The organism is Actinotignum schaalii, assembly GCF_028864145.1.
Taxonomy (GTDB): Bacteria; Actinomycetota; Actinomycetes; order Actinomycetales; family Actinomycetaceae; genus Actinotignum; species Actinotignum schaalii_B.
Window position 1 is genome coordinate 1 of sequence record NZ_JARBHJ010000064.1, and the last position, 1,682, is coordinate 1,682.

1 protein-coding gene is annotated in these 1,682 nt (G+C 56.3%); it reads left to right on the plus strand.

Translation table 11 applies throughout. From position 1 onward, the window contains the following. Window positions 1-123 precede the first annotated feature (123 nt). Complete coding sequence (locus PWJ82_RS09455) at window positions 124-1,665, plus strand: IS1634 family transposase (RefSeq protein ID WP_274736423.1); 1,542 nt, start codon at window positions 124-126, stop codon at window positions 1,663-1,665. The last annotated feature ends 17 nt before the right edge of the window (window positions 1,666-1,682 follow it).

Genomic DNA, 1,682 nt, shown 5'->3' on the forward strand with positions numbered 1-1,682 from the left:
CCTGACTTGGCTCATTTTGGCGTGATGTGATTCATATTGACGTTGTGGCCTGGGGTTTTATCTCGTGGTAACGCGAAATTCCTGACTAAAGGACGGGAAGGTGGGGGCGGTAGGCTAGGGAGTATGCCACTACCCCGGATCCGTACCGTTCCTACCGCCTCGGGCGCTACCGCGGTACAAGTCGTGTGGCGTTACGTGGATAATAAGCCCGTACTCGAGCACATTGGTTCAGCCCACACGCCCGGCGACCTCGCGCTCTTAAAAGCCCAGGCCCAGCGTCTCATCGACGGGGACCAGCTCTCTTTAGACCTGGAGACGGCCGTTGAGAAAGCGGCCTCGCGCTTGGCTAGTGGTTCGGTGGATAATCCCTTGCCCGTGGCTAGCGAGCGTGCCGGTTATCTCCTCGACGCGCTCCGTGGGGCTTTTGATTTCCTAGGCCTAGGCCCGCCAACCAATCATGACCCGGTGTTCTACGATCTGGTGGCCGCCAGGATTATTCACCCGGGCTCCAAGTTTGATTCCATCGAAACTCTCGCCGAGGTCGGGGTGCGCTCGGCTTCGTATTCCACGATTAAACGCCACCTGCCCCGTTACGCGGAAGAAGAATTCCGTGACAGAATCACGGCCACGCTAGCAAGGCATGCGGGTATCGGGCCAGGCGTTCTCGTCCTTTACGACGTAACAACCTTGTATTTCGAGACGGATAAAGAAGACGAGTTACGCAAGCCGGGGTATTCCAAAGAACGCCGTATCGACCCGCAAATCACGGTCGGGATGCTCACCGACGCATGCGGGTTGCCGTTGGCGATTGGTGGGTTTGAAGGAAACCGGGCAGAGACCCACACGATGCTACCCATGATTGAACGCCTCAGGCGTGCCTACCAGCTTACCGATATCACGGTTGTGGCTGATGCGGGGATGTTCTCAGCTTCTAACAAGCAAGAGATTATCGGGGCTGGTCTGGGCTATATTCTGGGCACGAAAGAACGTGATATTCCTGCTCCTATCGCAAAGTGGCGTGAAGAGAATCCGGGTAAAGACTATGTGGATAGTCAAGTCTGGCGCCAAGAAAACCATGCTAAGAGGGTGGCTGGGCAGGGCGTGGGTGTGGTCGAGTCGGTTGTTTATTATCAGTATTCCAAGGATCGGGCTCGGCGCACGCGGCGGGGTGTGGAAGAACAGTTAGACAAGGCCAGGCGTGCGGTGGACGGGAAAATACCGGTCAAGCGTAACCGGTATGTTGACTTGCGTGCCCCGGATAAGCGCGTGAACCAGGCATTAGCTGATAAGCATCTTGCGTTGGCTGGGATTAAGGGGTACGAGACGAATCGGTTGGATTTGGATGCTGGTGCGGTGATCGGGTTTTATCACCAGTTATTCCGTATTGAGAAGGCTTTCCGGATGGCGAAGTCGGATTTACGGGCGCGTCCGATCTTTCACTGTAAAGAAGACTCGATCCAGGCGCATTTAACGATTGTGATGGTGGCGATGGCGTGCGGGCATGTTCTTGAGCAGTCTACGGGTGTGTCGTTGAAACGGTTGGTGCGGACGTTGAAGAAGTACCGCTCGTTCACGCTGGAGGTAGGCGGGCAGGTCGTTCATGCTCACACCCCGCCGCCGGCGGACGTGGCCGTGCTTATCGAGTCACTGCCAAAACCTGACTAAGATGAGCCAAGTCAGGT